Here is a 6335-nt window from a genome sequence, read left to right as displayed (position 1 = left end):
CGCCGCTGGCACATATTGAGTCTCCATCTGGAAAGGCTTGTTCGGAGCCGAGGGACGCGAGTCCAGCAGCAGGCCGGCATGATCCGGATTCAGTTCGGCCGAATGCGACCAGAAGTATGGCGTGAAGAAACACACCGGGCCTTTGAAGTTTTTGGTGCCGAGGAAAAGGGTCCAGCAGTTGTCACCCGTGGCGACATTCTTGCCGCCGGTGGTGGGCTTGGGCTCGATCAAGGGCAGTGGCAGATAGCCGTAGCCGAAGAGCTCACCACAGGTGCCCTGCTTAAGGTTCAAGCCATCGATCGGAAAAAGCAGCCAGGGGCTCAACTGAGCCACACCGTAAAGGCCCTGAGGTTTATCCCACGTGCCGCGACCATGCGCGGGGCCGTTGGCGATCTCTTTGAAATTCACGGCCACGCCGCCCATGATGAATTTCGGGGTCTCGGTGGGAAAACGTGTATCGCGCCACCAGCCCAGCCCGCCTTCGATATCGGAATAAAGATCGGCGGGCGGCTTGCCATCATACTGCGCATGCATCCATGTGCCGAAAAGGCCTGTCTGGAAACGATGCCCCGGATACTGCTGCAAAAGCGGCCAGGCCGCGGCGTAGAGCGAGAACCCGGCGTTGAAGGCATCGGGCACTTTCTCCGATGACACAAGGAGGTAACCCGCCATTTCCGCCTTGGTGACCTCCGCGGAGAAGGCCGCGCCCGGCAGAGCAATCGCCAGGGCGGCGAGGAAAGTGGTGTTCAATTTCATGGGAAGGGGGAACGACCTGACGAACATCTCGTGACCTCGGAAGCTACGGGTGTTTCATGAGCTTCTTCATTGCCTCACCCATTGCTTCACCAATGAGGTAATACGTCTCCGCATTCGTATTCCAATGGTAGCCTTGGTTACTGGGCGACTGCTCTTCGCCACGCCAGAAAGCGCGCGTGCCGACAAAGGCGACATTGCCTTTGAACTCCGGATGCTCCGCTGCGGCGGCCTGCGCCTTCATCAACGACAAAGCGCGCGGATGATTCTCAGCGAGGCCACCCATGCCGGTCTCGGCGATGACGAATGGCAGCGCCGGCGCGCCGAGATCGTTGCGCATATCCTTGATGAACTGCACCATGTTGCTCTCGTATTCGGCGTTGAACTTTTCGTTGATTCGATCGTTCCAACCTTGATGCCAGCCAAAGCCGACGAGTTCGTATCGGCCGTCGCTACCCGGCACGAATTGCTTGATATGGGCCAGCGTGGCCTTGGTGCGTGACACCGTTTCGCGATAGTATTTGCCGACGATATCGGGGTCTTGGGCGATAGCTTCCTGTTCGTTTTTTCCCAACTCATAAGGAAGTTTCCCGGCACCTGGCGGGCGGAAATCCACCGCCAAACTCTTCCCGCCCCACGCGCACTTGATCAAGAGCACGGGCGCCTCCGTTGCATCGCCCATCACCCAGCCGAAGCCCAGTTCCGGCCCGATGCGCTCCTTGTTTACACCGTATCCGACCGTGAGTGGTCCCATGCGGTCGAGATAGGTAATCCAGACATCGTCGCGCGAGCGCCAGTGACCTTGCCCATCCACCAACTGTTTAAAGTGGGCGGCGGTCGCGGCGTCCTTGACCAGGTATTCGAGGCTGCCTTTGCCCCCGTTGCGCTTCGGATCGGCCGCGATGAAGCCCTGGCCTTCCATGTTCGATTGCCCGGCGAGGATGAAGACCTTCACCGGCGGCGGCGCAGCGGAGGCAAATGAGGCCAGTGAACAAACCGCAATGAGGGTGAGTAGATGTTTCATGGGGGACGTCTTATCTTGAAAGACGGGGATATGAATTGCACAGAAGGCCGGGACATTGGGAGATAAATGCGCCGACTCTCAATCGTCGCGAAGTGACTGCTGCGCATACTTCGCCGTCAAAAGTTTGAATTTGAATGAAATGGTAGTCGCGGCTGGATTCGAACCAGCACTCGCGGCGCTCTCGACGCCGTGCCTCTGCCAGGTTGGGCTACGCGACCTTTGTGGATGGAAATGATACCCGTGGCGGGATTCGCACTCGCACTGGTCCGCTTTTGAAGCGGATGTCTCTGCTGTTGGACTACACGGGTTCTCGATGGCGAGATGCTCCCGGCCGGAGTTGCACCGACACTGGGCGGGGTTTAAATCCGCTGCCTCTGCATTGGGCTACGGGAGCTCTCACCGTATGAGCGAGGGAGATTGGGAAAGTGGTCCCGGCGGCAGGACTCGCACCCGCACTGGCTCCGTTCTGAGCGGAGTGCCTCTGCTAGTTGGGCTACGCCGGGAAATATTGGAAATGGTCCGTCGGGGGCTGAGCCGAATGCGCCGCGGGGACACATTCGGATCAACCTCCGGGAAATCGTCGTAAGCACGGGCGATCTCCTGCCGATGCACTCGTTGCAGGCTTCGCTGCTTTTTCGATTCACCCATAATCCAATGCCGGCTCCGCCCCTTGAGCCAATCGTAGCGCTGCCGGCCTCGGTGCGCGTTCAGCCAACGCTCCAGTTCGCTCAATCGTGTCTCGATCGCAGGATCGACTTCGCGAAAATGCCACAAGCAATTGCGCTCCACTCGGAGTTCGACGAGCGATGGCTGCTTGAAAACCCAGTAGGGTTGCCAATGAAGATTTCGCTCGAGGAGGAGTTCCCGTCGAAAGTAACCAAACCACTTGTCTGGCAAATATCTGCTATCCCAGATGTGGCCGGAGATGGGACGTAATGACTGTTCGACCTCGACGAGTTTCCGGTGCCGGCCGCGCCGTTGGCGGAAATCCGGATTTTTACAAATCACCTCGCTGCCGATGACCCCGAGAATGGCCTCGAGCACCGGTCGATCCGGCCGGGTCGCCGCGTGTTCGGCGACGGCATAAAAGCGCCGCCAACCGCGCTGGATGGGCTTTTCTAGTTTGATGATCGTGTAACGCCTCCGACACAGGGCGTGATATTCGCGAACGGCAGCGATCACCTGGCGATCCGCCAGATCTTGGGTATTGAGCATGGTATGGGTTGGTTGTTGAAATGGCGCTCCCGGTAGGAATTGCACCCACGACCCGCCTGTTCGAAGCCGGCCGCTCTATCTGCTGAGCTACGGGAGCATGGCATGAAGTGACTTCGCAGGAGCTTGCCGGGGAGGCCAAAGCCGGGAATGCGGCCCGCGAATTGCTGGTCATTCCGGGGATGAAAGCCCTGTTTCGTGCCCTTCCCCTCTGGCTCTTGCTCGGCAGCCTCGCGTGGCTGCTCGCCACGGCCTGGGACGCGGACATGACTCAACCGCTCACCATCGGTGGGTTGTTCGTGCTGCCGTCGCTCGCCGTTTGGCTTACAGCCAAGACCGCGGCTAAGTTGCCGGTCCGCTGGGCCTGGCGCGTCGCGTTTTGGGCTTTGACGATTTCGGGTTGGGCCACCTTGCTGGTCATCGCGCAGGGGCGTGCCGAATCGCACCCGAGTGAGTGGCGGAACCTGCTCCTCGGTTTCGGGCTGGCCGGTTGCACTGCGCTATGGCTGCCGGTGGGAATGCGATCCCTGCTGACGTGGCGCACGATCGGCGAAGCGACCGCGGTCGCCGCCACGATCGCCTTTTCCAGCGGGGTATTTCTGTGGAGTTACGAAGCCGGGACCCATTCCTTCGCCGCGCAGGCGGAGGCGCGCTGGACGGAAATCGGGCTGCCGATGATGGAACTCGAGAAAACATTCGTTCTCGGCCGGGAAAATGACGGTTCCGAGGTCGTTCGGCAGGTGTTCCGTGAGCGAGTGGGGTCGCACTTTTACAAGGAAGGGACACGCGCCGCGGAACGCGAACCTGTGATCACGCGATCAGAGGAGGTCGAGCAGGCCATTAAGAGGGCGATCGATATTCAATCGGCCATTTTGCCTCCTTCCGACGATTTCGAACTGCCTCCAAAATCGGTCGCTGGGTTCGAACCGCTGGGGCCCGTGCTCGAAGCGGACTATCGCCGTATTCTGGCAGCCGCCCCTCCGGCTTGGGCGAGCGATCCACGCGACGGATGGTCGATCAATGTTCCGAACTTCCTCGCGATTCGTCAGTTTTCTCAAATCACCGCGGCCGAAGCCGTGCGGCGCCTTTCCGTAGGCGACCAGGAAGGTGCGGCGCGGGCGCTCGCGGCAGGGTTGCACTTGCGCGAAGGCCTCCGGCAAAATCCGACGCTCGTTTCGCTGATGCTCGACGTCGCGGTGGACTCGCTGCTCTCGGCGAAAAAAGTCCGCCTGCCCGCGGAGGAAGATGGTCTGCAATCCATCGCCCAGGACGCGATCAGTTTGCGCGCCGAGCTTCTCAAGAGGCTGCAACTCGAGGGCTGGCTTTGCCTGAGGTTTCCCGATCAGTTTGTCGAAAACGAACCGACGGCTCATTTTCAGATCAGATGCCTTCCAAAATGGGCGCGGCAAGCCCTGGCACGACCTTGGGTCCGGCGGCAATGCGCTCTCGCGGCGCTCAACGGCGCAGAACAGGCGGTGATTCGGAAATCGCCAGCGACGCTCTCGTTGCCTGATCTCGGAGAGAGCCTGCACGAAGTCGTATCCGAAGCGCACCCGAGCGTGATGGAATTCAATATCACACGCGCTGCGTTGCGCATCCATGCCACGCTGCTCCTGCGCGAACAGACCGAACTCATCCGCGACGCGCGGGCCCGGCTGGCCGCCGGGCGCCCCGTGGAGTCTCGCGACTCGGTGGTTCTGCCTCACCTGCGTTGGGAGCTCACGGCCGATGCGGAGAAAGGCACGGTGCGGACCCGTCTTGTCGGCGCGCCCGAGTGGATTGTGAAAAACGAAGTAACCGGCCCGGATTTCTGGGTGCTGCCTCTCGACGGCAGTGTGGCCTGGCAATTCCACCTGCCCTCGCGGACGACGAGTCGATTCTGATACTCTGCGCGTTGAGCCACGATGCTTTGTTAAAATGGTAGGGGATGAAGGTATCGCGCCCTCGTCTGCCGGGTGTAGGCCGGTCGCTCTGCTTTTGAGCTAATCCCCCGAAAGTGGAGCCTCCGCAGAGATGTGCGCTCTGCTCCCGGATTTACGAAATCCGCGCGTCGCTATCTACGCTTCGGAGGCGATGGAGAATCGGGCGGGAGTTGCACCCGCGTTCCTTGCGGAGACCGTTTAAAAGACGGTTGCTACATGCTGGCAGTAGCCGCCGATTCATGGAAAAAGGGAGCGCCGCGTCGGTACTGCCCCGACTTGTCTTCGTGGGAAGCGAAGTGCATTACTTTTGTGCTAGTGGCGCGTGGTCGCTGCTCCGGCATTCGCATCCGGTTGTTCCACTCTTCAGGCGGGTGCTCTACTGCATGAGCTAAGCAGCGGGAATGGTCCTTCCTGCTGGTAGCGCGCCAGCGTCGCGCGATTATCGGTCGCGTGCTCTGCTTTTGAGCTAAGGAAGGGAGAATGGCTGGCCTCCACCGAACCGCCCGGTGAACTTCGCTTTCAGAGAGCGACGAGTTTCTGGTTACTCCAAAGGCCAATGGGAGAAAGTGGCGTCGCTGGTGGGTGCCGCCCCCACTTGTTCCGATGTGAAAAATCGGGCGCAATGCTGTTTGCGTTCAACGACGGGATGGGGTGCCTGGCGAGTGCCGCCCTCGCGCGGTCTCCTTCACAGGGAAAAATGCTGCTGTTACATCACAGGCACCATGAAAAGTGGCACCGCCGCTTGGAGTCGCACCAAGCTCAAACTGCTTAACAAGCAGACTGCACACTCCGTGCATTCGACGGTATGGGAAATGGTCGGGACGACAGGTAACGCTCCTGCTTGATCTTGCTCCCAAGGCAAGCGCCTCACTTTTAGGCTACGTCCCGATTGGGAAGGTGGTGTTCCTGCCGAGAGTCGCACTCGGGGCTCATCCTTCGCAGAGATGTGTGATTCTACTTCACTACAGGAACAGAATGGGTGGCGGCTAACAGGCCAAATAAGGTGGTGGGTTGTGTCGGTAATGCTCCGACGCTGGTCCGGCTGGACATCCGTTTTACAAACGGCTCGCGATCTTTACGCGGCTACCAACCCGAAATTGATGATTGAAATGGTGGACCGCCACGGCTTTGCACCGTGCTCGCCCGCTTGCGAGGCGGGTGACCTACTGAATGATCGAGCGGCCCAGAAAAATTGGTGGCGGGGGCGGGAATCGAACCCGCTCATAAACAGCTTATGAGGCTGCTGCCTTCCCACTTGGCGACCCCGCGATTGGAAATAGAAGGTGGCACGACGTTTCGGTGCTGCCCCGAAGAGGCGAGGTTTTGGAGACCGGGCTGCGCTAGCTGGCGCCCGTCGTGTGGATATGGGAAAGCCTCGGTCCAAGTGGACCGGGCCGAATGAGCGGCGCGGGTGCATCTGTGTG

General features: G+C 60.1%; 2 protein-coding genes, 11 tRNA genes and 1 pseudogene. 1 reads left to right on the top strand and 13 read right to left on the bottom strand.

Features of this window, described 5'->3' with window-relative positions; all coding sequences use genetic code 11:
- The 7 genes and pseudogenes from ABJF10_RS28435 to ABJF10_RS28405 all read right to left on the bottom strand — a co-directional run.
- A pseudogene (locus ABJF10_RS28435) lies at nt 1–756 on the bottom strand (hypothetical protein); the annotation flags it as partial.
- Nucleotides 757–799: 43 nt separating this feature from the next.
- The gene (locus ABJF10_RS28430) at nt 800–1777 is read right to left on the bottom strand and encodes a sialate O-acetylesterase (protein WP_348547988.1); all 978 of its coding nucleotides are present in this window, start codon (nt 1775–1777) and stop codon (nt 800–802) included.
- A gap of 140 nt (nt 1778–1917) precedes the next feature.
- Nucleotides 1918–1995, bottom strand: a tRNA-Leu gene (locus ABJF10_RS28425).
- Between the two features lie 17 nt (nt 1996–2012).
- Nucleotides 2013–2085: transfer RNA gene (locus ABJF10_RS28420), tRNA-Leu, on the bottom strand.
- Nucleotides 2086–2099: 14 nt separating this feature from the next.
- Nucleotides 2100–2171 (bottom strand) — tRNA-Leu (locus tag ABJF10_RS28415).
- A gap of 32 nt (nt 2172–2203) precedes the next feature.
- Nucleotides 2204–2280 (bottom strand) — tRNA-Leu (locus ABJF10_RS28410).
- A 733-nt stretch (nt 2281–3013) separates the two neighbouring features.
- Nucleotides 3014–3089, bottom strand: a tRNA-Arg gene (locus ABJF10_RS28405).
- Nucleotides 3090–3099: 10 nt separating this feature from the next.
- Here ABJF10_RS28405 and ABJF10_RS28400 point away from each other — a divergent pair.
- On the top strand, nt 3100–4872 hold the full coding sequence (locus ABJF10_RS28400; protein ID WP_348547987.1) for a hypothetical protein: 1773 nt from the start codon (nt 3100–3102) through the stop codon (nt 4870–4872).
- A 35-nt stretch (nt 4873–4907) separates the two neighbouring features.
- Here the strand turns inward: ABJF10_RS28400 and ABJF10_RS28395 are convergent.
- From ABJF10_RS28395 to ABJF10_RS28370, 6 genes are all read right to left on the bottom strand, one after another.
- Nucleotides 4908–4981: transfer RNA gene (locus tag ABJF10_RS28395), tRNA-Val, on the bottom strand.
- A gap of 82 nt (nt 4982–5063) precedes the next feature.
- A tRNA-Lys gene (locus tag ABJF10_RS28390) sits at nt 5064–5150 on the bottom strand.
- A gap of 574 nt (nt 5151–5724) precedes the next feature.
- Nucleotides 5725–5799, bottom strand: a tRNA-Pro gene (locus ABJF10_RS28385).
- Between the two features lie 10 nt (nt 5800–5809).
- Nucleotides 5810–5883, bottom strand: a tRNA-Arg gene (locus ABJF10_RS28380).
- A gap of 138 nt (nt 5884–6021) precedes the next feature.
- Nucleotides 6022–6096 (bottom strand) — tRNA-Ala (locus tag ABJF10_RS28375).
- Nucleotides 6097–6104: 8 nt separating this feature from the next.
- Nucleotides 6105–6180 (bottom strand) — tRNA-Ile (locus tag ABJF10_RS28370).
- Nucleotides 6181–6335: the final 155 nt, after the last annotated feature.

Source organism: Chthoniobacter sp. (assembly GCF_040003245.1).
Taxonomy (GTDB): Bacteria; Verrucomicrobiota; Verrucomicrobiia; order Chthoniobacterales; family Chthoniobacteraceae; genus Chthoniobacter.
This window is presented reverse-complemented; position numbering and strand designations above follow the sequence as displayed.

Bases quoted from the DNA above. Each gene is read 5' to 3' on its own strand.
- ABJF10_RS28430 (WP_348547988.1), bottom strand. From the start codon at position 1,777: ATGAAACATCTACTCACCCTCATTGCGGTTTGTTCACTGGCCTCATTT.